At 62.1% G+C, this 26,805-nt stretch carries 24 protein-coding genes and 4 tRNA genes; 23 read left to right on the forward strand and 5 right to left on the reverse strand.

Annotated features, from left to right (window positions below):
* Positions 1-102: 102 nt before the first annotated feature.
* The 3 genes from ACI3L3_RS04680 to ACI3L3_RS04690 are packed head-to-tail and all read left to right on the forward strand — an operon-like array spanning position 103 to position 2,553.
* Positions 103-954, forward strand: coding sequence for a YitT family protein (locus ACI3L3_RS04680; RefSeq protein WP_404843932.1), 852 nt, complete (start codon positions 103-105; stop codon positions 952-954).
* Position 955: 1 nt separating this feature from the next.
* A complete protein-coding gene (locus ACI3L3_RS04685) occupies positions 956-1,783 on the forward strand; it encodes an S-adenosyl-l-methionine hydroxide adenosyltransferase family protein (protein ID WP_404843933.1) in 828 nt (275 codons plus the stop codon).
* Complete coding sequence (locus ACI3L3_RS04690; protein WP_404843934.1) at positions 1,783-2,553, forward strand: adenosylcobinamide-GDP ribazoletransferase; 771 nt, start codon at positions 1,783-1,785, stop codon at positions 2,551-2,553. The genes ACI3L3_RS04685 and ACI3L3_RS04690 overlap by 1 nt, the downstream gene beginning before the upstream one ends.
* A 154-nt stretch (positions 2,554-2,707) precedes the next feature.
* Here ACI3L3_RS04690 and ACI3L3_RS04695 read toward each other — a convergent pair whose 3' ends face one another.
* The gene (locus ACI3L3_RS04695) at positions 2,708-4,432 is read right to left on the reverse strand and encodes an aldehyde ferredoxin oxidoreductase family protein (RefSeq protein WP_404843935.1); all 1,725 of its coding nucleotides are present in this window, start codon (positions 4,430-4,432) and stop codon (positions 2,708-2,710) included.
* A 213-nt stretch (positions 4,433-4,645) separates the two neighbouring features.
* On the opposite strand from ACI3L3_RS04695, the gene ACI3L3_RS04700 reads away from it, so the two are divergent.
* The 5 genes from ACI3L3_RS04700 to ACI3L3_RS04720 all read left to right on the forward strand — a co-directional run bounded on the left by ACI3L3_RS04700 (position 4,646) and on the right by ACI3L3_RS04720 (position 9,975).
* Positions 4,646-5,278, forward strand: coding sequence for a hypothetical protein (locus ACI3L3_RS04700; protein ID WP_404843936.1), 633 nt, complete (start codon positions 4,646-4,648; stop codon positions 5,276-5,278).
* Positions 5,279-5,463: 185 nt separating this feature from the next.
* Positions 5,464-6,708: a gephyrin-like molybdotransferase Glp gene (glp, locus tag ACI3L3_RS04705; protein ID WP_404843937.1), complete on the forward strand. Its 1,245-nt coding sequence runs from the start codon at positions 5,464-5,466 to the stop codon at positions 6,706-6,708.
* Positions 6,709-6,801: 93 nt separating this feature from the next.
* Entirely contained in the window at positions 6,802-8,745 is a 1,944-nt protein-coding gene (locus tag ACI3L3_RS04710; protein ID WP_404843938.1) for a molybdopterin biosynthesis protein, read from the forward strand.
* 146 nt (positions 8,746-8,891) lie between these two features.
* The gene (locus ACI3L3_RS04715; RefSeq protein WP_404843939.1) at positions 8,892-9,119 is read left to right on the forward strand and encodes a MoaD/ThiS family protein; all 228 of its coding nucleotides are present in this window, start codon (positions 8,892-8,894) and stop codon (positions 9,117-9,119) included.
* 4 nt (positions 9,120-9,123) lie between these two features.
* Positions 9,124-9,975 carry a ThiF family adenylyltransferase gene (locus ACI3L3_RS04720; RefSeq protein WP_404843940.1) on the forward strand — a complete coding sequence of 284 codons (852 nt, stop codon included), beginning with the start codon at positions 9,124-9,126 and terminating at the stop codon, positions 9,973-9,975.
* 146 nt (positions 9,976-10,121) lie between these two features.
* On the opposite strand, the gene ACI3L3_RS04725 is transcribed toward ACI3L3_RS04720, so the two are convergent.
* From ACI3L3_RS04725 to fliJ, 4 genes are all read right to left on the reverse strand, one after another.
* Positions 10,122-12,200: a hypothetical protein gene (locus ACI3L3_RS04725; protein ID WP_404843941.1), complete on the reverse strand. Its 2,079-nt coding sequence runs from the start codon at positions 12,198-12,200 to the stop codon at positions 10,122-10,124.
* 63 nt (positions 12,201-12,263) lie between these two features.
* Entirely contained in the window at positions 12,264-13,031 is a 768-nt protein-coding gene (gene truA, locus ACI3L3_RS04730; RefSeq protein WP_404843942.1) for a tRNA pseudouridine(38-40) synthase TruA, read from the reverse strand.
* Between the two features lie 3 nt (positions 13,032-13,034).
* On the reverse strand, positions 13,035-13,655 hold the full coding sequence (locus tag ACI3L3_RS04735) for a MotE family protein (protein WP_404843943.1): 621 nt from the start codon (positions 13,653-13,655) through the stop codon (positions 13,035-13,037).
* Positions 13,642-14,085, reverse strand: a complete 444-nt coding sequence (gene fliJ, locus ACI3L3_RS04740) for a flagellar export protein FliJ (protein WP_404843944.1) — start codon at positions 14,083-14,085, stop codon at positions 13,642-13,644. The genes ACI3L3_RS04735 and fliJ overlap by 14 nt, the downstream gene beginning before the upstream one ends.
* Before the next feature lie 227 nt (positions 14,086-14,312).
* On the opposite strand from fliJ, the gene ACI3L3_RS04745 reads away from it, so the two are divergent.
* From ACI3L3_RS04745 to ACI3L3_RS04815, 15 genes are all read left to right on the forward strand, one after another.
* On the forward strand, positions 14,313-14,825 hold the full coding sequence (locus ACI3L3_RS04745) for a DUF721 domain-containing protein (RefSeq protein ID WP_404843945.1): 513 nt from the start codon (positions 14,313-14,315) through the stop codon (positions 14,823-14,825).
* Entirely contained in the window at positions 14,822-15,160 is a 339-nt protein-coding gene (locus ACI3L3_RS04750) for a hypothetical protein (RefSeq protein WP_404843946.1), read from the forward strand. The genes ACI3L3_RS04745 and ACI3L3_RS04750 overlap by 4 nt, the downstream gene beginning before the upstream one ends.
* A 70-nt stretch (positions 15,161-15,230) precedes the next feature.
* Positions 15,231-15,305, forward strand: a tRNA-Gln gene (locus ACI3L3_RS04755).
* 9 nt (positions 15,306-15,314) lie between these two features.
* Positions 15,315-15,392, forward strand: a tRNA-Glu gene (locus ACI3L3_RS04760).
* A 127-nt stretch (positions 15,393-15,519) separates the two neighbouring features.
* Positions 15,520-16,113: a GNAT family N-acetyltransferase gene (locus tag ACI3L3_RS04765; protein ID WP_404843947.1), complete on the forward strand. Its 594-nt coding sequence runs from the start codon at positions 15,520-15,522 to the stop codon at positions 16,111-16,113.
* A gap of 280 nt (positions 16,114-16,393) precedes the next feature.
* Positions 16,394-16,468 (forward strand) — tRNA-Gln (locus ACI3L3_RS04770).
* A 7-nt stretch (positions 16,469-16,475) separates the two neighbouring features.
* Positions 16,476-16,553 (forward strand) — tRNA-Glu (locus tag ACI3L3_RS04775).
* A 183-nt stretch (positions 16,554-16,736) separates the two neighbouring features.
* Positions 16,737-17,693 (forward strand): glycosyltransferase family 2 protein, encoded by a 957-nt coding sequence (locus ACI3L3_RS04780; protein ID WP_404843948.1) that lies wholly within the window; start codon positions 16,737-16,739, stop codon positions 17,691-17,693.
* Entirely contained in the window at positions 17,686-19,098 is a 1,413-nt protein-coding gene (locus ACI3L3_RS04785; RefSeq protein WP_404843949.1) for a DUF6056 family protein, read from the forward strand. Before ACI3L3_RS04780 ends, ACI3L3_RS04785 begins: the two co-directional genes overlap by 8 nt.
* 2 nt (positions 19,099-19,100) lie before the next feature.
* Entirely contained in the window at positions 19,101-19,532 is a 432-nt protein-coding gene (locus ACI3L3_RS04790) for a GtrA family protein (protein WP_404843950.1), read from the forward strand.
* Between the two features lie 90 nt (positions 19,533-19,622).
* Complete coding sequence (gene tsaA, locus ACI3L3_RS04795) at positions 19,623-20,114, forward strand: tRNA (N6-threonylcarbamoyladenosine(37)-N6)-methyltransferase TrmO (protein WP_404843951.1); 492 nt, start codon at positions 19,623-19,625, stop codon at positions 20,112-20,114.
* A gap of 240 nt (positions 20,115-20,354) precedes the next feature.
* The gene (locus ACI3L3_RS04800; RefSeq protein ID WP_404843952.1) at positions 20,355-21,515 is read left to right on the forward strand and encodes an efflux RND transporter periplasmic adaptor subunit; all 1,161 of its coding nucleotides are present in this window, start codon (positions 20,355-20,357) and stop codon (positions 21,513-21,515) included.
* Between the two features lie 2 nt (positions 21,516-21,517).
* Positions 21,518-24,652, forward strand: a complete 3,135-nt coding sequence (locus ACI3L3_RS04805) for an efflux RND transporter permease subunit (RefSeq protein ID WP_404843953.1) — start codon at positions 21,518-21,520, stop codon at positions 24,650-24,652.
* 78 nt (positions 24,653-24,730) lie between these two features.
* Complete coding sequence (locus ACI3L3_RS04810; protein WP_404843954.1) at positions 24,731-25,213, forward strand: MarR family winged helix-turn-helix transcriptional regulator; 483 nt, start codon at positions 24,731-24,733, stop codon at positions 25,211-25,213.
* Between the two features lie 249 nt (positions 25,214-25,462).
* Complete coding sequence (locus ACI3L3_RS04815; protein ID WP_404843955.1) at positions 25,463-26,800, forward strand: PotD/PotF family extracellular solute-binding protein; 1,338 nt, start codon at positions 25,463-25,465, stop codon at positions 26,798-26,800.
* Positions 26,801-26,805: the final 5 nt, after the last annotated feature.

Raw genomic sequence — 26,805 nt, forward strand, 5'->3', positions numbered from 1 at the left:
ACTGACGGGTGGAATCAGGCTTCCAATTCGTGCAAAATACTGGCAAAGGGAAGCCAAACGCGGCCGCCTCCAAACCTGCCGCGAACAGCCCTGGGAGGGGCCATGCGCGACTTCACATACTCCGTACCGTGGAATCTTGCTCTCATCACCATAGGAACGGGCATCTTTGCCTTTGGCATCAAAGCCATCGCCCTGCCGCACGGGTTTATCTCCGGCGGTATGTCCGGCCTTGGCCTGCTGCTGTATTACCTGACGGACAAGCTCTCGCCGGGGCAGTGGCTGTTTCTGCTCAACGCCCCCATTTTCCTCTTTGGCTGGTTCGGCGTCAGCCGCCGCTTTTTTCTGTACAGCCTGTATGGGGCGGTGTCCGTTGTGGTGTTCATGGAGCTGATTCCATGGGTCCTGCCCGTCAACGACCCGTGGCTGGCCGCCATTGCCGCCGGAGCCACCTTCGGCACCGGCCTTGGCATCACCTTTCGCTCGCTTGGATCCACGGGCGGCACGGACATCATTGCCGTGGCCATCAATCAGAAGTACAATCTGCGCATAGGCGCGGTAACGTTTGGCTTCAATCTGGCGCTGTTTGTGGTCAGCATGCTGTTCATGAAGGTGGACCTTGTGCTGTACTCGCTGTCCACGGTGTTCATTGCCGCGCAGATTATGGAGTACGTCCTTGGGCTGTTCCATCAGCGCAAGATGGTCTTCATCATCTCGGACAAGACCGAAGAAATCGCCGCCGCCATCATGCGCGACCTGCACCGGGGCGCCACCTTCCTCGACGGACGCGGCGCCTACTCCGGCAGGCCCAAGAGCGTGCTGCTGACCGTGGTGTTCAACATCCAGCTCAAGCGGCTGGAACAAGCCATCTACGCCATTGACCCGGACGCCTTCACCATTGTGGAAAGCCCCATGAACGTCATTGGCCGCAAATTCTCCAGACGGAAGGTCTATTAACATGACCGCGAGGACACCCGCCCCCATCGCCCTGCTGACGGACTTTGGCCTTGGCGACCCCTACGTCGCCCAGATGAAAGGCCGCATTCTGTCCCTTGTGCCGGACGCCCGCATCGTGGACATCAGCCACGGGGTGGAGCCGTTCAATCTGGCGCAGGGAGGATTCTTCCTCAACGCCAGCAGGCGGCACTTTCCCGAAGGGACGGTGTTCGCCGCCGTGGTGGACCCGGGGGTTGGCACCACGCGGGGGATTGTTCTCCTTGAAAAGGACGGACAATCCATCATCGCCCCGGACAACGGCCTTGCCAGCCTTGTGCTTGGCAGTGGCGGTCCTGTACGCGTGTTTGACCTGTCCGTGCACATGCACTCCCCGCGCACCGTCAGCGCCACCTTCCACGGGCGCGACGTCTTCGCCCCCCTTGCCGCACAATTGGCGCAAGGAGCGGAGGCGGAATCCCTCGGCCCGGAGATGGCCCCCGAAGACCTTGTCACGCTGGACTGGGCGAGACCCCGCCTTGAGGACGACAACGCCGCCGTCACCGCCACGGTCCTGCACGTGGACCGCTTCGGCAACTGCATCCTGAACCTGCCGGCCCGCGAATGGCTGGACCGCCTGTGCCACTGGGAAGGGCTTGCCCTGTCCGCCAAGGGCCGCACGGGCGCCGTCACCTGCTGCCGCACTTACGCGGACCTCCCCCTTGGCAGCATGGGCCTGCTTGAAGGCAGTCAGGGCTACCTTGAACTGTCCATGAATCAGGCCTCCGCCGCCCGTCTTTTGGCCGCCACATGCGGCACCACCATAACCCTCGCCGCCGCGCAAAGGCTGTAATGCTCTTTTTCACCTCGTTTCTCGCATCCCTCAGCTTCATGACCCGCCTCGGCCCCGCCCGCATCTATGACGACAAAACCGTTGCCGCCACCATTGGGTGGTTTCCCGTTGTGGGGCTGATTATTGGCACCATTGTCACCCTGCCCTTTGCCCTTGGCGTCCTTGGCGGACAGCCGTGGGTGCAGGCGTGGCTGGTGGTTGGCGGCTCCCTGACCCTGACCCGCGCCCTGCACTGGGACGGCTGGGCCGACCTCTTTGACGGCTGGGGCAGCGGCGCGCGCGGCGAACGCTTCTGGACCATCGTCAAGGACAGCCGCAACGGCGCCTTTGGCGTGCTTGCCATGGTCATGGGCATTGCGGGACAAATCATTCTGTTGCATCAGGCGCTGGCCGCGCAGGCGTATGGCGTGGTGGTGTTTGCCTTCATCATGGGCCGCACCGTCTCCGTATGCACGGCCTACACCGGCCGCCACCTCACCCGCGACGGACAGGGGCGGCTGTTTCTGAGCGGCGCAACCACGCCCATTGTGCTCCTCGTCATCATCCAGACGCTGTGTGCCGCGCTGTTCGTTCAGCCCCTTATCTTCCTGCTTCCCACCGCCCTGCTGGCCGGACTGGGCATTATGGAAATGGCCCTGCTGGCCCGCACCCACGGCGGCATGAACGGCGACTTTTTGGGCGCGGCCGTCATCTGGGGCGAAATCTCCACCCTGCTGGGCTGGTGCATCGCCATGAACCTGACGCGCAACCTGCTGCCGCTGTTCTACTAGCTGGCCGCGCGGCCGCCCAAGCCCACCACGGAGCGAGGGCCACCGCGCACCGCGCCGCCACCTCAGCGGCGCACGCCACCTCACAACACAAAGCGCCCCCGTCCGGAATCTCCGGGCGGGGGCGCTGTCGTACTGCGCGGGAATTGGACTGACCTTAGAAGGTCTTGGCGGCCTGCAGGTCCTCTTCGGAGTAGTCCCACGTCACGTTGTGGGGCGGCAGGGCCTCCTTGAACCAGCGGGGGAGCTGGTCGTCGTGCTTGGTAAAGCCGGCGTCGGCGTTGAAGGAGTGCTCGTCCTTCAGGGTCTGCACGCCAAGGGCGAGGGCGTCGTCCGGAGTGATGTTGCCGCCGTAGCGGGCGTTGAGCAGGTCGCACAGCACCTGCATGGCGTCCGGGGTATCCAGCACGGCAAAGGCCACGAACAGGCACATGCCGGTGGAGTCGATGGACGCGGTGGCGACCTGAAGGTTCTTGGACAGCTCAACGTTGCCGTCGTCCTTCATGCCGTCCACATCGCCGCCCACCTTGAGGACGTTCTGGCACACGGCGTAGCCGGCGGTATGGTCGCCGCCCATGGGGTTGGTGGCGTAGGTGACGCCAACACCCTTGACCGCGCGGGGGTCATAGGCAGGCAGGGCCTGATTTTTGACGGTGGGCACGCGGTCCACGCCAAAGGCGGCGGCGGTGGAGCCCGTACCGTTGCCAATGATGCGGCCCAGCGGGTCGTCGGTGCCGACCTTTTCCAGCAGGGCCTTGGCGGCGGGGCCATCGCCCCACTCGATAAGGCCGCCTTCCATGGCCATGGTCACGGCGTTGGCCATCTCGATGGTGTCGATGCCCTTTTCGTCGCAAACGCGGTCCATTTCGGCGATGAGGTCGATATCGTGCACAAGGCCGTTGGGACCGAAGCCCCACAGGGTCTCGTACTCAAACCCGGAGGTGACGTATTCGCCATTTTCATCAACGTAGCGCTGGGAGCACTGCATCACGCAGCCGGGGTGACAGCCTTCGTGCACCTTGCCGCCGCGCTTTTCGATGAGTTCGGACATCTTTTCGCCAGACACATCGGCGGCGTGCTCGTACTGGCCGCTGCGGAAGTTCTTGGTGGGCAGTGCGCCAGCTTCGTTGATGATGTTCACGAGGATGGCGGTGCCGAATCCGGCAAGGCCCTGACCGGTGACCGGGTGGGTCTTGAGGATTTCGGTCCAGCGCTTGTTGGCGGCCTTGAAGGCGTCCTTGTCGGCGTATTCAATGCCCTTGGCGCCGGAGTTGTCCACGGCGATGCAGCGCACGCGCTTGGAGCCCATCACAGCGCCCATGCCGCCACGTCCAGCGGAGCGTGCGGGGTTGCCGAAGGGGTCAGTAAACTGGATGGTGGACGCCTGCAGGCACTGCTCGCCGGCGGTACCGATGAGGGCCACGGTGGCTTTGCCGCCAAAGGCTTCGTCCAGCACCTTCTGGTACTCGTAGTTGTCCTTGCCTTCACGGTCGGGGGCGTCGGAGAATTCCACGCCGTCCTTGGTGATGCGGATGGCGGTGAAGGGCGCGTCCTTTTCGGGCTTGTCCTCCAGCACAACAGCGGCAAGGCCCAGCTTGGCCAGCTTCTGGGACAGCATGCCGCCGGAGTTGGACTCCTTGATGGAGCCTGTCAGCGGGGACTTGGCGCCAACGGAAATGCGGCCGGAGTTGGCGGCCATGGTGCCGGACAGCAGTCCGGGGGCAAAAATGAGCTTGTTGTCGGCGGAGAGGGCGTGAGCGTCGGCTGGAACCTCTTTACGCACAATGCGGGACGTAAGGGCGCGGCCTCCAAGGCCTGCATATTCCCCCATATCCTCATACTTGTACGTACGCTCGCGAGTGTTGATACGCAAAATTTTCATCGTGCTTTCCTCCAGTTTGCAGCTCGATAAACTGTTGCTTCAATGCTTCAAACTTCATATCGTCTATGACCAACTGAATACATTGTCAAAATCATAGAAAACTGCATTGTTGTTACATACAGTTCCTGCAAGATAGTTTATTCTGCTCTACGGATTGAAGCGCCACAGGATAACCAAGACAAACCAATCCCAACAGAAGCGCGGAGGAAAATTTTGCAATCCGTTCCAAAGATTTCACCCCAGCCCGGTTCCGGTGATATTTCCGGGGAAATAGCCGTCCGCCTCGCGCCGGGGCACGCGGCGTCCCTGCACCTCCTCCTGCAAGAGGGCGTGGACATCGCCCTGCCACAGCCCATGACGGTCCGCGACCTGCTGACGCAGCACCTGCACATCCCCGCAGACTACGTGGACCGCGACATCAGCACCGTATTCCTCGAAGGCCACCCTGTGGATGATATCGACACAGCCGAGATTGCCGCTGGCAGCACGCTTGCCCTTTCCGGGTCGCTTCCGGGCATCTGCGGCATCACCATGCGCCGCCACAGCCCCATTGCGCGCATGCGCTCAGGCATTGCCCTGCAGGATGGCGCGGCGGCTGAAGGCGGCGCCGGAACCATCCGCCTGCGCGCCTTCAACTTCATCGCCAAGGGCGTGGCCGCGCCGGTCTTTGCCGCCGGGGTCCAGCTCACCGCGAGCCGCGCGCACGAGGCCCTTGCGTCCGTCCTTACGGCGCCGGACGCCGTCCACAGCGCCACCGCAGAGGGATCGCCCATCGCACCTGCCGCCCTTGAAGAGCACCTGCGCCAATACCCGGACGCCATCATCCATCTGACCGTTTCGGCCTGAGTCATGCCACTTTTCTCCGCATAACGCCGCCCACGCACAGCGCGGGCGCAGGAGGCATGCGCCACCGCGCCCAGCGACCGCGCCCCGCCACAACGACGGACATGGGGCATTTGCAATTGCCTTGTGTTGCGGTATTGCAGACCTATCAAATCGTTCAATTTTCTCGTCACGTGTTCGGAGGCGAAGTGCAAAAAGGTTTCTTTCAAGTCGTCAGCCCGGAAACATTCATCAGCCTGCTCAAGGATTTTCCCGCCCTCGCGCAGACATCCGTCCCCCTGCATGACGCGGCGGGGCGCGTTCTTGCCAGCGACGTCACCGCCGCCGAAGACCTGCCCATGGTCAACCGCTCATGCATGGACGGCTACGCCGTCAACGCGCGCGACGCCTTTGGGGCAAGCGAATCCAACCCGGCCTATCTGGAATGCCGGGGCAGTCTGTCCATCGATGAACAGCCCTCAGCCCCCCTGTCCCGCGGGGACTGTGTGGGCATTGTCACCGGCGGCACCCTGCCCGAAGGGGCGGACGCCGTGGTAATGGTGGAACACACCCAGGAGCTTGGCGCGGGCACCATTGAATTCCGCAAATCCGTCGCCCCCGGCGACAACGTTATGCAGCGCGGCGAGGATGCCCGAGCAGGACAGCCCGCCCTCACCGCAGGCACCCCCCTGCGCCCACAGGAGGTCGGCCTGTTGGCCGCCCTTGGCGTCAGCGAGGTGCCGGTGCGAAAGCGCCCGCGCGTAGGCCTTATCTCCACCGGAGACGAACTTATCCCGGTGGCGGACACGCCGCGTCCGGGACAAATCCGCGATGTGAACAGCTACGCCCTCGGCGCGCTGGTGCGCACCGCAGGCGGCGTGCCCACGCTGTACGGTCTGGTGCGCGATGACGAGGCCAGCCTTGCCGCTGCCATCAAAAAAGGCGTAGAGGACAATGATGTGGTGCTCATCTCCGGCGGCAGTTCCATAGGCGTGCGCGACCTCACCCAGGCCGCCATTGAGGAATTGCCCGACGCGCAGGTGCTGGCCCACGGCGTTGCCGTCAGCCCCGGCAAGCCCACCATTTTGGCCCGTGCTGGAAGCACCGCCGTGTGGGGACTGCCCGGACAGGTCACCTCCGCGCAGGTCGTGATGCACGTCTTCGGCCTGCCCTTTTTGCGCCACATCGCCGGGGACAAAGGCGCCTTTGCCCCGCGCCGCCGCAGCGTGCGCCGCGCCACCCTCGGGCGCAACATCGCCTCCAAGCAGGGGCGCGAGGACTACGTCCGGGTCCGGCTGGAAACCCGCGAGGACGGCGCCTGCACTGCCATACCCGTCCTTGGCAAATCCGGCCTGCTGCGCACCATGCTCCGCGCCGACGGGCTGGTCCGCATCCCCGCGGATACGGAAGGCCTCTTTGAGGGCCACCCCGTGGACGTGTGGCTGCTCAACTAGCGGCAGACAAGCACAGCCCCACACAGCACAGCAACGGCAGGCCCGCGCCACAGCGCATGAACAGCCAAAGCACCGCACACAGCGAAGGCACCCATGAAGCGCAATATCTATCTCGACACCATTCCCATTGACGAAGCCGTGGGCAAGGTTCAGGCCGCCCTGGACAGGGAAAGCCTCCTCGGCACCGAAACCATCCCCACCCACGAGGCCGCAGGCCGCATCACGGCCAGCGCCATCCATGCGCGGCTGTCCTCGCCCACCTACCACAGCGCGGCCATGGACGGCATTGCCGTGGACGCCGAAGCCACCTTTGCCGCGCGCGAGGACGCCCCCCTCACCCTTGGGACGGACGCCTTTGTCCCGGTCAACACCGGCAATCCCCTGCCGGACGGCACCAACGCCGTCATCATGATTGAAAACGTGCTCATGACCGCCGACGGCAGCGCCCGCATTGAGGCGCCGGCCTTTCCATGGCAGCACGTACGCCGCATCGGCGAGGATATCGTCGCCACGGAACTGCTCATCCCGCAAAACCATGAGCTGACGGCCTATGACATCGGCGCGCTGCTCTCTGCGGGCATCTGGGAGGTCACCGTGCATGAGCGCATTGTCATGCACGTCATTCCCACCGGCGACGAGGTGCTGGACTTTACGGACCGCCCGACCCCTGCGCCGGGGCAGGTGGTGGAAAGCAACTCGCAGGTCTTTGCCGCACTGGCGCAAAGCTGGGGCATCGACATCCGCCGCACCGCGCCCGTCCCGGACAAGCCCGGCGCCCTCATCGAGGCCGTGGAAGACGCCCTTGGCACGGACGCGCACATTATCGTCATTGGCGCAGGCTCCTCGGCCGGTGCCAAGGACTACACCCGCACCGTCATGGAGAGCGTCGGCAGCGTGCTGGTGCACGGCATTAAGGCCATGCCCGGCAAGCCCACCCTGCTGGGCATGGCGGACAAGGCCCACGGCGGCAAGCTCCTTGTGGGCGCGCCGGGCTATCCCGTCAGCGCGGTGGTGTGCATGGAGGAACTGGTGGCTCCGCTGTGCGCGTGGCTGACCCGCCGCACCCTGCCCCGTCGCCCGGAGGTGGACGTGGAGCTTACGCGCAGCGTGCCGTCCAAGCTGGGCATGGAAGAGTTTTTGCGCCTGTCCATCGGCCGCGTGGGCGAAAAGTACGTCGCCACGCCCCTATCGCGCGGGGCGGGCATGATTACCACCATGACCCGCGCGCAGGGCATCTGCCGCATTCCGGCCAACTCCGAGGGCGTGGAACAGGGCGCCACCGTCCGCGCCGACCTGCGCGTGCCGCAGGACGCGCTGGAGCGCACCCTTGTCGCCGTGGGCAGCCATGACAACACCATAGACCTGCTCGCCAACGCCCTCATGGGGCTGGAGACGCCCATCCACCTTGCCTCCACCCACGTGGGCAGCATGGGCGGGCTGATGGCCGTCAAAAACGGCTCCTGCCACATGGCGGGCACCCACCTCTTCGACCCCGAAACCGGCGACTACAACACGCCCTTTGTCCGCAAATATCTTCCGGATGTGGACGCAGTGCTGGTCAACCTTGCCGTGCGCCATCAGGGCCTCATGGTCCCGGTAGGCAACCCCAAAGGCATCTCGGGCGTTGACGACCTCACCCGCGAGGACGTGCAGTTCATCAACCGCCAGCGCGGCGCGGGAACCCGCATCCTGCTGGACTGGCACCTCTCCGAGGCCGGCATCACGCCCCAGCAGGTCAACGGCTACGACAAGGAAGAATTCACCCACATGGCCGTCGCGGTAAACGTGCTCACCGGCGCGGTGGACTGCGGGCTGGGCATCATGGCCGCCGCCCGCGCCCTTGGGCTGGACTTTGTCCCCCTTGCGCGCGAGCGCTACGACCTGCTCATCCCGCGTGAGCACCTTGCGGACCCGCGCGTTCAGGCCGTGCTGGACCTCATCCGCAGCGCGGACTTCCGCACAAGCATTGAAGCCCTTGGCGGCTACGAAACCACCTGTACCGGCGAGTTCATGGAAGCCGGACAGGGCCTGCCCTAGGCAGGCCGCCCCCGCCGGGCACTCAGACCACCATCACAAAACGGGCGGCGCACACAGCGCCGCCCGTTTTTCTGCCTCTGGCAGGCCCGGTCTCCGGTCCAGCACAAGGGCTTGCCTTTCCGTGATTTTTTGCCACAATGCGGGGCATGATTATCACAGTAAAATGCTTTGCCACGCTCAAGCCCTTTGAGCCGCAGGACGCGGCGGCCTACACCGCGCCGGACGGCGTCACCGTGGGCGGCCTGATGGACCACCTCGGCATCCCCCGCGACGAGGTCAAAATCATGTTCATCAACAACAAGCACACCACCATAGACGCCACCATACACGACGGCGACCGGGTGGGCCTGTTCCCAGCTGTAGGCGGAGGATGACGCCATGGGCTGCGCGGACCCCATAGGCAACAGAACGCGGGAGCTTGCCCTCTCCGCAGCCATGCCCGACGGCTCGCCCTACTTGAGCCTTGGCATCCATGCGGCCCGCGAGCTTGCCGCCGAATGCGGCGAAACGCTCCGCGCCATAGAAGTCGCCGCCCTTGGCGCCGGGGTCATCCCGGAGCGCTACATCCGCAACTTTTCCACACTGGACTGTCAGGGGCAGGTGCGCCTGCTGTGTTCCAAGGCCGTGCTCATTGGCCTTGGCGGCCTTGGCGGTCTGCTCCTTGAAGCCATGGTCCGCATGGGCGTTGGCACCATTGAGGCGGCGGACGGCGACTCCTTTGAGGAAAGCAACCTCAACCGCCAGCTCACCTCCACCACGGACATCGTGGACATCCCCAAAACCCGCGCCGCCACCGTGCGCGCCATGACCGTGAATCCCGCCGTGGACTTTCTGGCCCATGAGGTAATGGTGGACGAATCCGACATGCTGGCCATGTGCGAGGACGCCCACGTGGTGGTGGACGCCCTCGGCGGACTGGACGACCGCCCCGCCCTGCAGCGCGTGGCCGCGCGCGCCGGTCTGCCCCTTGTGACGGCAGGCATCGCGGGCCTGTCGGGCTACGTTGCCACGGTGATGCCTGGCCAGCCCGGTCCAGCGGACTTCTTTGGCGCCAGCACAGGGGCCGAAGACGCCCTCGGCAGCCCCGCACCGGGCGTATATACCGCCGCCAGCCTGCAAAGCGCGGAAATCATGCGCCTGCTGGGCACAGGAACGCCGGCCCTTGCCGGAAAAATGCTCCTGTTCGACCTGCGGGACATGAGCTTTGAAACCATCGACATCGCGTCCTAACGCCCCCCTGCTGCGAGTCTCCCAAACGGACGCGCTGCAAACCGGCGCAAGCCGCCGCGCGCACGAACCCCACGCCTCTTGCGGAAAATGCTCCACAAAAAAACGACATTCCACAGCGCCGCAAGGCGCCGCGCTTTTCCCGCCTGCTAGCCCTGTCTGCTCATAATCCCGCCCGGCCCCGCAAGGGGCGCGGTCAGCGCTGTGCGCTTGATGGTGACAATATTGCGCAGCACGTCCGTGGTCTCCAAAAGCGGATTGCCTTCGGGCATGGCTGTGGTCGCCAGCGACGTAATGACCTGCTGCAGGGTTTTGCGCTTGGTCAGGTCGAATTCTTCGGCAATGGGCGGCCCCGGATCCTCAAGGGCCGACTTGGGGAGCAGGCGCTCGTACAGGTCCGGCGTCCGCGCCGAAAGCGACGCCTTTTGCCAGTCCGCCACCAGTCCGCCAAGCCCCGCGAAGGTGCTTCGCGCCGCGTCAGGGTCGCGCATGACGCCATCCATAAACGTCTCGCGGTCCACCACCAGCAGCTTTTCCGCCGTAAATTCACGGATGCCGTACCCCGCAAGCTCCCCCTCGCGCGAGGTAATGGCCGCGCGCCAGCGGTCGGCAAAGCCGTCCTCAAAGATTTCCTGATGCGGCAGAACAAACGCGCGCAGGTCGTTATAGGCGGTCACCACGTCGGCAAGGCGGTCCTCCACCTCCCCGTAGGCCTCCACCACGCGCAAGGGGAGAGCCTCGCCATAGGACGACTGCGCCTCAAAGACGACGCGGCCCTTGTCCACCGCCACCTGCCCGGACTCAGAGACCACCTCGTCGCCGTCCACCACCACCCGCGCATCCATACCCGGCGTTGCCGTGGCGTTCATGCCAAGGGAGTCAAGGAGCGTTCCGCCCACCGTGGTGGTCCATGACGACCCATCGTAGAAATACCACGCGTCGTCCTCCTCGCTGTACACGGTGTTGTCGTCCGTGGGCGTGGTCTCGTCCCATGTGGCGCTGAGTTCGTCATACTCATAAATACGATTCTCCACCCACCCATTGGCCGTGGCCGAGGCGATATACCGCTCGCCATTGACGGGCGCGGCGGGCAACGCCGCCGTGGGGTCAAAAAAGTCCAGCACATCGTCCACAACAGGGCCGCCGTAATCGCGCAGATACATGCGCTCCCCGCGCTTGGGGCTGACAAGGGTCACCTCCAGATACTCGCCGTCTGCCAACAGCGGCTGGGTCTCTAGCCCAGATGGCCGCCGGCCGTCACGAATCTCCGCCCGCAGCCGCCCCGAAGAGGAATTGAGCGCCCCGGCAAGCACGCGCAGCACCTCGCCCATGGTCATCTCCGCCTCAAGGGGGACAAGCACCTCCTCAGTCACGCCATTTATGGAAAAGCGCACCTGATGCTCCCCTGCGGCAAAGGGCGAGGCAGCGCCGGGGTCCAGCACATGGGAACGCACGCTGGACGCATGCGCTGTAGAGTCCACACGGACGCGGTAGGGCATAGTTTCGGCGGCAAAGGCGGGCGTGGTGGTTGCCTTCAAATTCAGCTCGGCAAGCAGGTGTCCGTCCTCATCGGCAAGGGAGACATCCTGCGCGCTGACGGCGGGATTGACGGTAATGGCAAGGGCGGAGCCAACAGCCACAAGGCCATCAACATACTGGTTCGGGGCGTTCTGGCGGACAACCTCCGCCTGCACGGGCAGGGACAACGCATTGATGCCCGCCGCCACCTGCTCCACCATATCGCCCCATGTGGCGTCATCGTCCAAAGCGATGTCCACGGTTTCCGTCTCGCCCCCCTGCGTGACGGAAAAACGGTACTCGCCACCGGCAAGGTCGGTCGATGTCCACGGCATATGGCCACTGGAAAAGTATTTGTAGTAGCGCGTCACCTCATCCTGAGGGCGCACGCGGGCGGCAAGGCGTCCGGACAGCTCGTCCGAGGCATTGGAGGGGGTTACAAGGCGGGCGCGGGTAAAGGAGGTATCTTCTGGCCATGCAAAGCGGGCAAGGGCTTCTTCAAAGGCCGCGACCTTGGAGCCAAGGCGCTCCACTGTGCCGGTGACCAGCCTGCCATAGCGCTGGCGGCGCTGGGCATTCTCAAAGCGCCACGCCACACGCGAATCAAGGGCCAGCCGCTCAAGGGGCGAGGCAAAGGCCTTGCCCTCGGCAGCGGTGCCGCGCAGCGTATCACCTGCGCTGATACGTCCCTGATAATCAATGCTGACCATAAGCCCGCCCAACACAAGGGGTGCGAGAACACGCAAAGGCGGGCGGAGAGAAAACGGGGCGGGCTAGACGTCCGCCCCGGCGTAGTCGACGTGCTCCATGCACAGGCCCTGTGGCGGCGCGGTGACGTAGCGCACAGCGCTCCGCTCCGCCGCAGCAAGGACGCGGTCCACGTCCTGCGGGGCAAAGCGTCCGCGCCCCACTTCCACCATCAGGCCCATCAGGTTGCGCACCATCTGCTTCAAAAAGCCGTCGGCGGAAAAGCGCCACACCACTTCATCAGCGAATGCTCCGGCGCTGCGGGTTATCTCCGTCACGGTGCGCACGGTGCTCTTCACGGGCGTCCCCGTGTTTTGGAACGAGGCAAAGTCATGCTCGCCGGTAAGCCGCTTTGCCGCCTCGTCCATGGCCGCCATGTCCAGCGGTCCCGTCTTCCAGACGTAGCACCGCCTTTGCGGTAAAACATATCGGCCATTCAGCCATAAACTATAGGCATAGGTCTTGGATGTGGCGGAATAACGGGCGTGGAAGTCGTCCGGCACAAGGGCGGCGGCCGTCACGGCCACGTCGTCCGGCAACAGGGCGTTGCAGGCGCGCATCCAGTCCACCCCGGCCTTGTCCGCCGGAATGTCCATATGCGCCACCTGCCCCAGCGCATGGACGCCGGAATCCGTCCGCCCGGACCCAAAGGCCCGGACGGGGCACCCGCACACGCGGGTCATAACGGATTCCACCAGTCCCTGAATGGTTGGTTGATCGGCGCGGCCAGCCTGAATCTGCCAGCCGCAATAGGCCGTGCCCTCGTAGGCGATATCCAGTCGCAGTCTGGGCACGGACTACTCGAAGGGGATCTGCAGGCGGGTCAGCTTTTCGGCCAGACGCGCCGCCTTCTTGGCGTTGACGTAGGTGAGGATTTCGCCGGCCTGACGTCCGCGCATGCCCGACAGAATCTTGACGGCCTGCCGCTCGTCCATGGTCTCCAGAACCTGCGCGGCCTGCTTGGCCTTCATGTTGGAGAAGACTTCCACAAGGTGCTTGTCGCGCTTATTCTTGATGGCCTTGGCGTCCTCAAGCATACGTTCAATCTGCTGGCGGGTCTTTTTCAGCTCGGCCATATCACGGGCAATTTTGTCTTCCAGCGCATTGAGGTCGCGCTCGCGCCGGTCCAGCTCCTCCTGCTTCTGCATGAGGGCGTCGCGGCCGAGGGGCGGCTCGGTGGGCTGGGCCTCACTCTGCGCCGCGGCGGGCGCGTCCTGCGCGTGGGCCGTTGCCGGCTCCACCACCTTGCGCACCGCCTGCTGAGGCGCAGGCTGCGGGGCGCGCTGGGCCACCTGCTGGGTCTGGCGCACCGTACTCACGGGGCCATCAACCACAGCCTGCCACCCAATAAAGGTCAGCAGGCACAATTTCAGAAGGGCCAGCGTCATCAGGCCCTTAACGATCTTAGAGAGTCCCATTTTCGTAACGAAGCGTGGCCATCTCATCGGCTTCCCTCTGCTCTCGCGCATTCTCCTCGCGGTTGAACGCCGTCTCCTGCGACGCGCGCAACCGTTCGAGGGTCTTTTTCTCTTTTGCCGTTTTCACGGCCTCCTGCCTGCAGGCATTCAGGCGCTTGGCGCGCTGAAACAGTTCCTGCTCGGCAATGGAGATGTCCTGCTCCAGACGATTCTTATACATCCGCCACAGCCACAGGTCGCCTTCGGAAAGGTCGCGGCGACCATCCAGCGAGGCTTCGTGCCCGGCCAGACGCTCGCGCAGGCCTTCCACCAGTGCGGACTGCTCCTGATGCGCCCGCGTGGCGACGGCAAGCTCCATTCTGGCTCGCGTTTCAAGCTGCTCGCGGTACTCCAGCACCCGTTGCAGCCGAAATGAAAAACGTTTGGGCACGGTGTTTCCTCTTTAGCGTAGCGTCAACCTTGCGACATCAAAATAGGTTCCACCGGCAGATAAGCAATATCCGGGCCGAAGCGGATCTCGCCCTAGCGGCCCCACCATACCAAGGCGCGACCGCCAGCGCAAAGAGGACGGCAGAGCCGATTTTGACCAATGCGCGCCCATGGGTTGCGAATCGCGCACGGATATGCTCATTTGCACTGAGAGGAGAGCACTTCCCTATGCAAAGAATGGAAACCGTCTTGCGTGCATTTCTGAAAAAGCACGACCCAGATGGCATGCAACGCACACTGCGCCGACTGTGGCGGCACTGGCCGGAGATTGTGGATGAACACATCGCCGAGATTGCCCGTCCCATCGGCCATAGAAAACGCATCCTGCTCATTGGCGTGGAAGATTCCATGGTCATGCAGGACCTCACGTTTTATGCGCCATACATTCTGGAACAGGTGAATGCCTTTCTTGGTACAAAAAGCTTTGACAAAGTTCTCCCAGAATTGATAAGAGACCGCGTTTCACTGGACCTGATTAAGAAAAGAACCACTTCGGCGGTTCGCTTCGAGCCCAGTCGCCCACAGAATCTCGGCTCTCAGGCCGACGCGTTCGACGCGAACTCTGCCGTGGCCAGGTGCTACGCCGCCTATGTGAAGCTTTTCAACGAACGAGGGCAAAACGGCACCCGTCAGCCCCGGACGACGAATACAGACTTTCCCAAGGAGGAGAAAACGAGATGAGCGAAGAAATCAATATCGAGCTGAAAAAGCCGCTTGAGAAGATGACCATCAAGGAACTGCGCGAACTCGCCATCGCCGAGATCCCGCAGATCACCGGTGCATCCGGCATGGACAAAGACACTCTCCTCGCCGCCATCAAAGAGGTGCTCGGCATCACTGACGACGACGAGAACAAGGGCAACCCCTACCAGGGTCAGATCGCCCGCATCAAAAAAGAGCTGAACGAGCTGCGCGCCAAGAAGCTGACCGTAGCTGGCCGTAAAGAGCGCGAGATCATCCGTAAGAAGATCAACAAGCTCAAGAAGTACACCCGTCGTCTGGCGCACTCCGCCTAACGAAATTTCAAAAAGCGCGATTTTAGGGTTGACACCCTCGGGCGAAAACCGTAAATCGCTGTTTCCGCGCTGGCGGATCGTCTAAGTGGTAGGACGCTGGATTCTGGTCCCAGTAGTCAAGGTTCAAGTCCTTGTCCGCCAGCCAACTTATCACGTCCCCATCGTCTAGCCTGGCCCAGGACACCTGCCTTTCACGCAGGCGACAGGGGTTCAAATCCCCTTGGGGACGCCAGGAAACACAGCCCTCCGGAGCAATCCGGAGGGCTTTTTTCGTTGGGCGAAGGCGAGCGGGCGCGCCCTCTCGCCTCCCTGTCCACGCCGTGCTACAGAAGCGGGAAATACACCCAGCAGGAGACGCCATGTCCCATCACGACGCCCCGCAGACCACACCCGTCACACTCACCACGCCGCGCCTCATCCTGCGCCAGTGGCGCGAGGCCGACCGCGCGCCCTTTGCCGCCCTTGGCGCAGACCCGGAAGTCATGCGCTATTTCCCTGCCCTGCTCTCGCGGGAGGAAAGCGACGAGACCGCGCAGCAACTGGCGCAGCGCATTGCGGACAACGGTTGGGGCTTCTGGGCGGTGGAGCACCGGGACTCAGGTGCCTTTCTCGGCTTTGTGGGGCTGAACGCGCCCCAAGTGGACCTCCCCTTCACGCCCTGCGTCGAGGCAGGCTGGCGTCTTGGCCGGGAGCACTGGGGGAACGGCTACGCCACCGAAGCCGCCCGCGCCGCGCTGGACTTTGGCTTTTCGCGTCTTGCCCTCACAAGCATTGTCGCTTTCACCGCCCATACCAACGCCCCGTCGGAGGCCGTCATGCGCCGCCTCGGCATGACGCGCGACAGCGGTGGCGACTTCCTCCACCCCGCCGTCCCCGCTGACCACCCCCTACAACCGTTCGTCCTGTACCGCATCACCCGCGAGGCTTGGCTAAAACAGCGCGCGCAGGCGTAGCCTGCGCCCTACGCCTGGGACAACACTGCCTGCGAACACGAGGTGAAGAAAGAGTCCCTCGCGCCACTCCACATGGCCCCCACAACACTTTTCCCCTGTGTTCCAAGCCCTTGCGCAAGCCTCGGCGCGATTCATCCAGAAAACCCGACGCTGCCGCCAAAAACACACGCTCTTCCCCTCCCCCACGCACCTCCTTCACCCTTCACACACAAAAATACCCCTTTTCGCATTTTTTCGTTTGACAACGGCCAGAATTGTCCGTAGATGCTTTTTCTCGCGTTGGCGGATCGTCTAAGTGGTAGGACGCTGGATTCTGGTCCCAGTAGTCAAGGTTCAAGTCCTTGTCCGCCAGCCAACTGCTTGTCCCCATCGTCTAGCCTGGCCCAGGACACCTGCCTTTCACGCAGGCGACAGGGGTTCAAATCCCCTTGGGGACGCCAGGACAGCACAGCCCTCCGGAGCAATCCGGAGGGCTTTTCTTATGGGCAAAACGCCCCTCTCCGCCCTCAGCCCTCCCGGGCACTGGACCTCACTCCTTCCTTGCTATAGAACTCACGAATCGCTCATGGTTGCACCTTTTTTCAACCCTTCAGCCGTCAAGAACGCTCTGTTGCGAGTCGCCAATGCCTGAACGCGCCAAAACCATTACCATCCTTGTCCCCGTCCTCAACGAAGAGGACAGCATCGCCTACTTTTTGGACACGGTCCGAAACATCATTCGCAATGAGCCATACCAGTGGAAATTCCTTTTCGTCGACGACGGCAGCACCGACGCGACACTCAGCATCCTCCGTACGCTTAATAAGACGGACAACTCCATTGGCTTCCTGTCCCTGAGCCGCAACTTCGGCAAGGAAACGGCCATGGCCGCAGGACTGCGACACGCCAAGGGCGACGCGGTCATTATCATGGACGTCGACCTTCAGGACCCACCAGAGCTCATCCCACAATTCCTCAGAAAATGGGAAGCAGGCCACGCCTCCGTTGCCGGGTTCCGCAAGAGCCGCTCATCCGACTCCTTCCTGAAGCGCACAACGGCAGCGGGTTTCTACAGAGTGTTCAACATCTTCTCGAAGGTGAAAATTACTCCAAACACTGGTGACTACCGCCTTTTGGACCGCCGTGTTGTCGAAGCGCTCAACCTACTTCCGGAGCGAGTACGCTTCACCAAAGGCCTCTACGCCTGGGTCGGCTTCGACGAAGCCACCGTGGACTTTGTCCGCCCCGAGCGCGCCAAGGGCCAAACCAAATGGAATTCCTGGAAGCTCTGGAACTTCGCTATCGATGGCATCTCCGCCTTTAGCTCCTTCCCCATGCGCATCTGGGCCTACATTGGTTTCCTCGTCGCCGCATCGAGCTTCATCTACGCCGCATATACCTTCCTGAAGACCCTCTTCTTCGGCGTGGATGTCCCAGGCTATTCCTCTCTGCTCATCTCCATCCTCGGCCTTGGCGGGTGCATCCTGATGTCCCTTGGCATCATTGGCGAATACCTTGGCCGCATCTATGAAGAAGTAAAGCTTCGCCCCATGTACCTGCTTAAAGAGCAGGGGGGCGTTGAGGAAAACGACCATGAATAACACCGATCCCATGAATCACCACACTTCTGCACACATCGCCGCCACGGCACTTATCGTTAGTATTTTCTGCATTGCTGCGTTCTTCACTTACCCAATAGCTGACGATTATTCATATGCTTTAAAAGTAAGAAATACCCCTTTCACTGAATATCTCGTAAACTTTTATATGACATGGTCTGGCCGATACGCATCAAATATTCTTATCCCTCTCCTGGAACCGCTCAACAGACACATCATACTCTACCAAACCTTGCCGCTTCTGCTCATTGTCACTTTTTTTGGCGGCACACTTGCTGCGTTTAGCACTGCATGCAAGAACTCTTTCAGTGATAAAGTTCTTTTTTCCCTGATTATTACATGTATATTTTTTACAGCCTCTGTTACTCTTCGCCAAAGCCTCTACTGGATGTCGGGCTCCTTGACCTACCAAATTTCTTTTTCCTTTTTCCCTATTCTGCTCGCATGCCTTTTTCATCTCGCCCTTGCAAAAACACCGCGTCACACCCTCTTATGGCCATTTTTGTTCCTAAGCCTTTTCCTGTGCTGTGGAGCAACAGAAATGATCTGCTTGGGCGTACTTTTGACGACCTATACGGCTGTAGGAATTGCCTATTTGAATAATCATCACGCGAAGCGGACTTTCCTCATGGTCGCATTTGTGACCACACTTTTCGCTCTCGCGTCTTTCCTGGCCCCCGGCAACTTTGCTCGGGCGACCAACTCTCCCCATATTAATGCTTCCATCCTCAATAAAATCCTACTGTGCTTAGGCGGTGGAGTATCCGGAGCTTTTGAGTCCTTCAAATGGTTCTTCCTCTCCCCATTCATTCCAGGAGTGCTCTTTATTTGCATGCACATGAAGCCTAAAAGCAAAACTCAACTCCCTCTTGCCAAAGGCTCAACGAAGCACAATGCATATTCAATATTTATTATACTCCTCTTTATTCTGTTTGCGATTTACTTCCTGGCCTACGCAGCAATCGGTGGATATCCATATGCCCGCGTTCGTAGTGGTATTTTTGCGACAGCTATCATCCTTGGCAGTGTTGGAATTCTCTTGTTCTGCGCCGATATTTCAACAAGACTTCATAAACTTGCCTCTTCCCACGCGCTGAGCAAAATCACCTTCGGAACCTTCATTGCAATTTCTCTCGCAATGCCCAACACATCACTTACACTCTACAACCTGGCAAACGGCGACCTTTTGCGATACCGGAACCTTAAACAAGAACAACAAGAAATTGCTCGAAAGCATACACAACGCCCAGCGGTTATCCCCGTATCGCCCAATCACCCTCACCCAGTATGGTTTCGAGCCCTTGATGACCCGAAACGAACCTGGCTTGCTGGCGTCTACAAAGACTACTGGCGCTTAACCTCAATCAACTTCGAGCACAGGAACTAAGCGTGGTACTCCGAACACTGTCCCGCTACTTTACGGCGTCCGTCATCGGCACTGCGCTGAATTTTGCCAGCCGTTTTCTCTTTGAGCTTTTCATGCCGTTTCTCTACAGCGTCGCCGCAGCCACATATGTTGGGATGGTGGTTATCTTCGTGTTGTCGTACAAGCGCATTTTTGCCACCACGCTCTCCTGGAAAACCGCCTTTCTTCGCTTCGCCATCACGGCGCATGTTGGCCTTGCCGTTGTCATGGGATGCAGCGAGTTCGCCCTTTGGGCGCTCCAGCCTTTTGTGAGTGACCAGCTTCCGCAGTCCCTTATCAATGGCGTAGCCCACGCCTTTGGCATCGGAGTTGGGTTTGTCTTTAACTTTCTTGGACACCTTTTTTTCAGCTTTGCCCGCCTCGGGACCAATGCCCTGCGCGGAGGGGACGCCTAACCCCTTGCCTCACCGCCCTGTCATGCCTATGTCTTAAGGCAGTGGGAACGATTTGGTTCTTTCGACTCAAGCCATCAGGACGTCTGCTTCATGACCACATTTGAATTCACTTCCATCGGCACCATCCATTCGCCGCACAAGTCGCTGAGCGACATGCCTATTCAGCCCACGGGGGCGCGGGATGCCATTGGGTATATTGATATTGATCCCAAGTACGCCGCGGGCTTGCAGGACATTGAGGGGTTTTCGCACATTATTCTGCTGTATGCCTTTCACCAGTCCAACGGCTTTTCCCTGAAGGTTACCCCCTTCATGGACGACACCGAGCGCGGGCTGTTTGCCACGCGGGCGCCGCGCAGGCCGAATCCCATCGGCTTTTCCGTGGTGGAGCTTCTGGGCCGCGCGGGGAACCGGCTCGACATCTGCGGGGTGGACGTCCTCAGCGGCACGCCCCTTTTGGATGTTAAGCCCTACGTCCCCCGTTTTGACGCGCCAGACGCCACCCGCTGCGGCTGGCTGGACGACAAGGCCGCCCTCAGCGAGTCCCTGCGGTCTGACGACCGATTCGTCACCAAAAAATAATATTTCACCCGCCGCAGGAAACTTGGCCGCCCTCTTTCGGGGGCGGCCTTTTCATTTTCTTGCCTCCGAGGAAACTCATTTGCCCAGCATCGGTTCCCCCTCCATTTTTGGGGCAAAAGCCTTATTTCACGCGGGTTGACAACCGATGAGTGCGCCCCTATATCTATGCCTCCTATTAAATAGCCTGCTAATCAATTTTTCCTTGTCACGAACCATACATGAAGCAACGGAGTGTTTTTCATGCAGAACGCTAAACACCTGATACTGTTCGCCTGCTTGCTCCTGTCGGCCGCATTGGCCACAGGCTGCACCGAGAGCGAAGCCTCCAAAAGCGCCACCCCGCCCCCGCCGCTGGTGAAGGCGCAGACCGTGTCGCGCACCGACGTGCCCTTGACCCTTGAATACGTCGGCCAGACCGCGGGCTCGCGCGAGGTTCAGGTCCGCGCCCGTGTTGGCGGCATCCTGCTCAAGCGCGCCTACGTGGAGGGCAGCCCCATCAACGAAGGCGACCTGATGTTCACCATCGACCCGGAGCCCTTCCGCGCCGAACTTGGACAGGCCAACGGCCAACTGGCCAAGTGCAAGGCCACCCTGCAGAAGTCCATCCTCGACCGCGACCGCATCCTTGAGCTGTTCAAGGAAGGCGCCGTGAGCACGCAGGAGCGCGACAACGCCCTGACCACTTACGATTCCGCCAAGGCGGATGTGGAAGCTGCAAGCGCCCGCGTCCGCGAGGCCGCCATCAACCTCGGCTACACTGACGTTCGCGCGCCCATCTCCGGCATCACCAGCAAGGAGACGCGCTCCGAGGGCAGCCTCATCAGCACGGACGCCTCCGGCAGCCTGCTCACGACCATCACGCAGCTGGACCCCATTTACGTGAACTTCTCCATCCCCGGCACCGAAGCCCTGCACTACCGCAAGCTGGCCGAGGACGGAAGGCTGCACCTGCCCGAGGCAGGCTACAGCGTGCGCATCCGCCTGAGCGACGGCACCATTTACGACACCAAGGGCCGCATCAACTTCTCGGACAAGCAGGTGGACCCCATGACGGGTTCCATCCGTTCCCGCGCGGAATTCTCCAACACCGAGGGTATGGTGCTTCCCGGCCAGTTTGTGCGTGTGCTCCTTGATGGCGCCATGCTCAAAAATTGCCTGATGGTGCCTCAGCGCGCCGTGCTGTTCACGCAGAACGGCCCCATCGTCTACACGCTGGACGAAAACGGCACCGCCTCCCCGCGCCCGGTCACCCTTGGCGATTCCGTTGGCGAGGCCTTTGTTGTTGAATCCGGCCTGAAGGACGGCGAGCGCATCGTCTCCGAAGGCGTGGTGAAGGTGCGTCCCGGTACGCCCGTGAACGTGGCCGGAGCCAAACCCGCCAACGCGGGTGCGGAGGGCTAGCTGTGATATCTCGCTTTTTCATCAACCGTCCCATCTTCGCCACGGTTATCTCGCTGCTCATTACGCTGGCGGGCGCTCTGGCGATTGAGACGCTGGCCGTGGAGCAGTACCCGGACTTGGTACCGCCCGAGGTCAACGTCACCACGGCGTACCCCGGCGCCAGCGCCGAGGTTATCGCCCAGACCGTTGCCGCGCCCTTGGAGCAGGAAATCAACGGCGTTGACGACATGCTCTACATGCGCTCGTCCAGCTCCAGCAGCGGCGCGCTGTCCATCGCCGTGACCTTTGCCATTGGCACGGACCCGGACCAGGCGACCATTAACGTGAACAACCGCGTGCAGTCCGCCTTGTCGAGCCTGCCCACGGAGGTGCGCCAGCAGGGCGTCACGGTGAGCAAGCGCTCGCCCAGTATGCTGCAGGTTATCAACCTGGAGTCCGACGGCCGCTACGACACCGTGTTCATGGGCAACTACGCCCTCGTCAACGTGCTGGACGACCTGCGCCGCGTTCCCGGTGTGGGTGACGCCATCATCTTTGGCGACCATGACTACTCCATGCGTGTGTGGCTGCAGCCGGACAAGCTGGCGCAGCTGAAGCTGACGCCGGACGACATCGCGGGCGCCATCAAGGAGCAGAACTCCCAGTTTGCGGCCGGCACCATCGGCATGGAGCCGCTGAGCGACCCTGTCCAGCTGACCTACACCGTCACGACGCAGGGCCGTATGGTCACGCCCGAACAGTTTGGCAACATCATCCTGCGCGCCAACCCCGACGGCACGCTGCTGCGCCTCAAGGATGTGGCACGTCTGGAGCTTGGCGCCTACAGCTACAGCATCGAGAGTAAGCATAACGGCAATCCGTGCATCGCCCTTGGCGTGTTCCTTGCCCCGGGCGCCAACGCCCTCAAAACGGCGGACCGCGTCAACGCGCGCATGGCCGAATTGTCCAACCGCTTCCCCGATGGCATTAACTACGCCGTGCCGTACAACACCACGGAGTTCGTGCGCATCTCCATCAACGAGGTGGTGCACACGCTGTTCGAGGCCATGCTCCTCGTGTTCCTGATCATTTACCTGTTCCTGCAGAACTGGCGGGCGACCATCATCCCCTGCCTTGCCGTGCCGGTCTCCATTGTCGGTACCTTTGCGGGCATGTATCTGCTGGGCTTTTCCATCAACACGCTCACGCTGTTTGGCCTTGTGCTGGCCATCGGCATCGTTGTTGACGACGCCATCGTCGTTATTGAAAACGTGGAACGTATCATGTCCACGGACGGGCTGTCGCCACACGACGCCACAGTCAAAGCCATGGAAGAGGTAACCGGCCCGGTTATCGCCATTGTGCTGGTGCTGTGCTCCGTGTTCGTGCCTGTCGCGTTCATGGGCGGTCTTGCCGGCGAAATGTACAAGCAGTTCGCGGTCACCATCGCGGTCTCCGTTGTGCTCTCCGGCATTGTGGCCCTGACCCTGACCCCGGCCCTGTGCTCGCTGATGCTGAAGCCCGGCCACAGTCAGCCGCTGGCCCCCTTCCGCTGGTTCAACGCCTTCTTTGACGGCGTCACCCGCCGCTACACCGCCGGTGTACGGTTCCTGCTCAAGCGCACGCTGGTTGGCGTGTTGCTGTTTGCGGGCCTGTGCGCCGTAACGTGGGGTCTGTTCCAGCGCGTGCCCGGCAGCCTTGTGCCGGACGAGGACCAAGGCGTCTTTATCGCCACCGCCATCCTGCCGGACGGCGCGTCCCTGTCCCGCACCACCGACGTCATGGACACGCTGGAATCCACGCTGCTCCAAAGCCCGACCACGCAGGACACCATCAACCTTTCGGGGTATGACCTGTTCTCCGGCAGCGCCAAGACCAGTTCCGGCACCATGTTCATCAACCTCAAGGACTGGGACCTGCGCGGCGAAGGAGAATCCTCCTTTGACGCGGTGAAGGACGTCTTCCGCAAGAGCTACGGCATCACCGACGCCATGGTTTTGGCCTTTAACCCGCCGCCCATCAGCGGCATGAGTAACACCGGCGGCTTTGAGGGCTATGTTCAGAGCCGTGGCGGCGCCGGCATGCGCGCATTGGCCGAGCAGACCAAGGCCCTTGTGGCCGAAGCCTCAAAGCACCCTGAAATCGGCAAATTGAGCACCACCTTCAGCGCCAACGCGCCCCAGCTGCACATCGACCTCGACCGCGAAAAGGCCAAGGCCCTTGGCGTCCCCGTCAACCGCGTGTTCCAGACCATGCAGGCCACCTTCGGCGCGTACTACGTCAACGACTTCAACAAGATGGGCCGCACCTTCCGTGTGCAGATCCAGTCGGAGTCCGACTACCGCAGTACGCCCGACGACCTGCGCAACGTCTACGTCCGTTCCGCCACCGGCGAGATGATTCCGCTCACCGCGCTGGTGCACATCAAGCAGACCGTTGGCCCGAACATTGTGGAACGCTTCAACGTGTTCCCGGCGGCCAAGATCGTTGGCGGCCCCGCACCGGGCTACAGCTCCGGTCAGGCCCTTGCGGCCATGGAAGAGGTGGCGGCCAAGGTTCTGCCCGGCGACTACACCCTGGCGTGGACCGGTTCCGCCTATCAGGAAAAAGCGACGGGCGGCACGTCCTCGCAGGTGTTCCTGCTGGGCCTGTTGATGGTGTTCCTCATCCTTGCGGCCCAGTATGAACGCTGGTCCCTGCCCTTTGCGGTCATCATGGTGGTGCCCTTCGCCCTGTTTGGCGCCATCACCGCAAACTGGATGCGTGGGCTGGCCAACGACGTGTACTTCCAGATTGCTCTGGTGACACTCATCGGCCTTGCGTCCAAGAACGCCATCCTCATCGTCGAGTTCGCGGCCATGAAGCACCGCGAAGGCCTGAATATCTTCGACGCGGCCATTGAGGCGGCGCGCCTTCGCTTCCGGCCCATCGTCATGACGTCGCTGGCCTTCATCCTTGGCGTTGTACCGCTGGCCATCAGCCACGGCGCCGGCGCGGCCAGCCGTCACTCCATCGGCACCGGCGTCATCGGCGGCATGCTGGCGGCGACCTTCATCGCCACCTTGTTCATCCCTGCGTTCTACAAGACCGTGGCCTCGCTCACCGAAACGGTGCGCGGCGCACGCAAGAACCGCAAGGTAGCATCCGAGAACGCATAATTCCCGGGGCGGGAGGCCCTCACGCCTCCCGCCCGTCAGGGTCAGCCGCCGCCACGTGCGGCAGGAGGGACGAACATCATGTCTTCACTGGACAATCTGGACGTTAAGGTCACGGAGATATTCAAGACGAACTCGCGCCAGCTTGGCGTTCTTATCGCCGCCGTTGCCCGCGAATGGCGCATGCGCCTTGATGAGCGCATGAAACCCTTTGGCATCAGCGGCGCGCGCTGGGTCACCTTGGTGTGCCTGAGCGAGCTTGGCGCGGTGTCGCAAAAGCAACTGGCCGAGGCCATGGGCATTGAAGGGCCAACGCTGGTCCGCCTGCTGGACCGGCTGGAAAAGGACGGCTGGGTCAGCCGCCATGTGTCCGAGCAGGACCGCCGCGTCAAAATCGTGGTGCTGGAGCCCAAAGCCCATGCCTTCCTTGACGAGTTTGAGGAAATCGCCATCGGCATCCGAGACGAGGCCATTCAGGACCTGCCCGAGCGCGACCTTGCCGCCTGTACCAACGTACTCCTGCATTTGCAGGACAAGCTTTCCGCCATGGGCCACGCCAACTAGGCCGCCCGCGGCGCACCGAGGAGGAGTCCCCCCCAACCCCCCACCACCCCTCATATCTCCTCCTCTCCCCCCACACCGAGGCGGGGCATGGTCCATGGACCATGCCCCGCCTCGGCCATTTTACGGCCCGAACAAAGGTGACGGAAAATGTCCCCACACATTTCCTTTCCCCGCGCGCCTATGGCATACTCAGGCATTGACGTGTGTTGACGCTTCCAGTCACTCCCAAACGGCATTCACGGAGGCTGCATGGACAGCAACGACCGCACCTCCAGCAGGCGCCGCCTTGCGGCGCGGCGCTTCGCCCCGGCAACACGGGCGGTTTGCCGCGCCCACATGACGCGGCGGCGCTTTTTGCGCATGGCGGCCGTCACCGCTGGTGCCATACTTCTGGACGGCCCCCTTGTGTGGGCCAAAAAGGACATCTCGCTCACCTATTTGGCCTCCAACGTAAGCGGATACCGGGAAATTGCCGAGCAAGCGCAGAAGGACCTTGGCATCACCATCCGCATGGAGCGCGCCACTACCATCCATGAAAACATGCGGCGCGCCATCACCCGCCCCAAGTCCCTTGACGTAGTCGACCTCGACTTCGGCAATATCGACACCATTGTCCGCCTGCAGATGCTCACTCCCATCGAGGCGAAGCGTATCGACGAATACGACCGCCTCTCCACCATTTTTACCGACGGCAGCCTTGGGAACACCACGCTGTCCACGCAAGGCGGCGCGCCCTATACGCACCTGTACCTGCGCCCAAACGCTCCCGACGCCTTTGCTCCGGGTCCCACCAGCCACATGGCCCTTGTGCCAACCATGTACAACGCGGACACCCTGGGCGTGCGCCCGGACCTTGTGGGGCGGCCCATTACCTCGTGGCGCGAACTCCTCAGCCCAGAATTTGCCGGACGCACCGCTCTTGTCAGCCGCCCGGGCGTGGGCATCCTTGACGCCGCCCTTGCCCTCGAAGCCGCAGGACTCATCACCTATCAGGACAAGGCCAACATGACCCGCGCGGAAATAGACGCCACAATGCACCACCTGCTGCGCCTGAAGCGGCGCGGGCACTTTTATGGCTTCTGGAAGGATTTTGGCGAAAGCGTGGACTTTATGGCCTCGGGCAATGTGGTCATCCAGTCCATGTGGTCCCCGGCGGTGACGCAGGTGCGCCAGCACGGCATTGCCTGTACCTATCCCCCTCTGGCCGAGGGACACCGGGGCTGGTGCTACGGATTGGGACTCAGCCGCGCCCTCCATGGCGCCAAGCTGGACGCCGCCTACGCGTTTATGAACTGGTTCCTCTCGGGCTGGGTTGGAGCCTTCCTCGGGCGGCAAGGCTACTACCCCTCCGTCCCCGCCACCATGCACAAGGCCATGCAGCCGCACGAGTGGGCCTACTGGATGGAAGGCGAGCCCGCCACCAAGCCCATCGTCAGTCCGCATGGACTGGTCATTGCCCAGCCCGGCGAGCGGCGTGACGGCGGCTCCTACATTGACAGGATGAGCAGCATCGCCTGCTGGAACTCCCTCATGGACGAAAGCCGCTACCTGCTCGCCCGGTGGAGCGAACTCACGACCAAAGGATAACGGCC

The sequence above is a fragment of the Desulfobaculum sp. SPO524 genome (assembly GCF_044987625.1).
In the GTDB taxonomy this organism is placed as follows: Bacteria; Desulfobacterota; Desulfovibrionia; order Desulfovibrionales; family Desulfovibrionaceae; genus Desulfobaculum.

Excerpts from the sequence above, each read along its gene's own strand:
- ACI3L3_RS04750 (WP_404843946.1), top strand. The coding sequence starts at position 14,822 with ATGAGCGAAGAAATCAATATCGAGCTGAAAAAGCCGCTTGAGAAGATG.
- ACI3L3_RS04765 (WP_404843947.1), top strand. The coding sequence starts at position 15,520 with ATGTCCCATCACGACGCCCCGCAGACCACACCCGTCACACTCACCACG.
- ACI3L3_RS04685 (WP_404843933.1), top strand. The coding sequence starts at position 956 with ATGACCGCGAGGACACCCGCCCCCATCGCCCTGCTGACGGACTTTGGC.
- ACI3L3_RS04745 (WP_404843945.1), top strand. The coding sequence starts at position 14,313 with ATGCAAAGAATGGAAACCGTCTTGCGTGCATTTCTGAAAAAGCACGAC.
- tsaA (WP_404843951.1), top strand. The coding sequence starts at position 19,623 with ATGACCACATTTGAATTCACTTCCATCGGCACCATCCATTCGCCGCAC.
- ACI3L3_RS04680 (WP_404843932.1), top strand. The coding sequence starts at position 103 with ATGCGCGACTTCACATACTCCGTACCGTGGAATCTTGCTCTCATCACC.
- ACI3L3_RS04780 (WP_404843948.1), top strand. The coding sequence starts at position 16,737 with ATGCCTGAACGCGCCAAAACCATTACCATCCTTGTCCCCGTCCTCAAC.
- ACI3L3_RS04810 (WP_404843954.1), top strand. The coding sequence starts at position 24,731 with ATGTCTTCACTGGACAATCTGGACGTTAAGGTCACGGAGATATTCAAG.
- ACI3L3_RS04690 (WP_404843934.1), top strand. The coding sequence starts at position 1,783 with ATGCTCTTTTTCACCTCGTTTCTCGCATCCCTCAGCTTCATGACCCGC.
- ACI3L3_RS04725 (WP_404843941.1), bottom strand. The coding sequence starts at position 12,200 with ATGGTCAGCATTGATTATCAGGGACGTATCAGCGCAGGTGATACGCTG.
- ACI3L3_RS04785 (WP_404843949.1), top strand. The coding sequence starts at position 17,686 with ATGAATAACACCGATCCCATGAATCACCACACTTCTGCACACATCGCC.
- ACI3L3_RS04715 (WP_404843939.1), top strand. The coding sequence starts at position 8,892 with ATGATTATCACAGTAAAATGCTTTGCCACGCTCAAGCCCTTTGAGCCG.
- ACI3L3_RS04800 (WP_404843952.1), top strand. The coding sequence starts at position 20,355 with ATGCAGAACGCTAAACACCTGATACTGTTCGCCTGCTTGCTCCTGTCG.
- ACI3L3_RS04695 (WP_404843935.1), bottom strand. The coding sequence starts at position 4,432 with ATGAAAATTTTGCGTATCAACACTCGCGAGCGTACGTACAAGTATGAG.
- ACI3L3_RS04735 (WP_404843943.1), bottom strand. The coding sequence starts at position 13,655 with ATGGGACTCTCTAAGATCGTTAAGGGCCTGATGACGCTGGCCCTTCTG.
- ACI3L3_RS04815 (WP_404843955.1), top strand. The coding sequence starts at position 25,463 with ATGGACAGCAACGACCGCACCTCCAGCAGGCGCCGCCTTGCGGCGCGG.
- ACI3L3_RS04720 (WP_404843940.1), top strand. The coding sequence starts at position 9,124 with ATGGGCTGCGCGGACCCCATAGGCAACAGAACGCGGGAGCTTGCCCTC.
- ACI3L3_RS04710 (WP_404843938.1), top strand. The coding sequence starts at position 6,802 with ATGAAGCGCAATATCTATCTCGACACCATTCCCATTGACGAAGCCGTG.